The sequence below is a fragment of the Antribacter gilvus genome, assembly GCF_003946865.1.
GTDB lineage: Bacteria > Actinomycetota > Actinomycetes > Actinomycetales > Cellulomonadaceae > Antribacter > Antribacter gilvus.
Genome location: NZ_QXTH01000036.1, coordinates 1 through 1,058, shown reverse-complemented (window position 1 = coordinate 1,058; position 1,058 = coordinate 1). Strand labels below are relative to the sequence as shown.

Genomic DNA, 1,058 nt, shown 5'->3' with positions numbered 1-1,058 from the left:
TGTACTGACCCGAGAGGTTGTTGACGCGGGCGATAGGCGTGAGGCCGCCGATGCCGAGGTGGGGTCGTTCCAGGTTGTAGTGCTTGAGCCAGGCAGGCAAGGCGGCGGCTCGGTCGGCGTTGGAGGACCAGGCGCGTGAGTAGGCCCACTCGGTCGCCAAGGTCCGGTTCAGACGTTCGACCTTTCCGTTGGTCCACGGGCAGTGCGGGCGGATGAACTTCTGCACGATGCCGAGCTCGGCGGCGGTCTCGCGAAAGGCGCGGGACTTGCGGTAGGCGAACGCGTTGTCGCTGATCACGCGCTCGACGGTCATGCCGTGAGCGGAGTAGAACGCCGCGGCGCGAGCGAGGAAGCCCGCAGCGGTCGTGCCCTTCTCGTCGGTATGGATCTCGGCATAGGCGAGCCGGGAATGGTCATCGATCGCGGTGTGGACGTAGTCGTAGCCGATGCCACGGCCGCGGACCTTCTCCGAGCGTCCGTGCGCGCGCCAGCCGCCACCGTCAGGGATCCGGCCGAGCTTCTTGACGTCGATGTGGATCAGCGAGCCCGGGTAGGTGTGCTCGTAGCGTCGGGCGGAGTGACGGGTCGCGCGGATGACCTGCCCGGTCAGCGGATCGCACTGCGCCAGGCGTGGGACCTGGTGACGGGCCAGGACCCGCCCGACCGTCGAGGCCGGCAGCCCGACCACGCGAGCGATCGTGACTGGTCCGCGGCGAGTGAGCATCCGTGCGATCCGTACCCGGGTCTCGACGCAGGCCGGGGTACGGGCCGGGCAGGCGTGGGGGCGTGAGGACCGGTCCACCAGGCCTGGGCGGCCCTCGGTGCGGTAGCGACGCCACCACCGCCAGGCCGTGGTGCGTGAGACGCCCATCTCTGCCGCGACATGCGCAACAGGGCGCCCGGCAGCGATACGCCGGACCATCGTGAGTCTTCCGGCGGGCGTCAACCGGGCATTAGCGTGAGACACGAGAGACCTCCGTTGGTCGAGCAGGTTCCTAGACAGCTCCCACTCGACCCGGAGGTCTCTCGCTATGTCAACAACGTCCCGGGTCAGTACA

Annotated in this window: 1 protein-coding gene; it reads right to left on the bottom strand. The window is 68.7% G+C overall.

Annotated elements, in window-relative coordinates; translation table 11 throughout:
* A partial coding sequence (locus tag D1350_RS23405; protein WP_125778465.1) for an IS481 family transposase occupies positions 1 to 967 on the bottom strand: 967 nt, incomplete at its 3' end.
* Between the last annotated feature and the right edge of the window lie 91 nt (positions 968 to 1,058).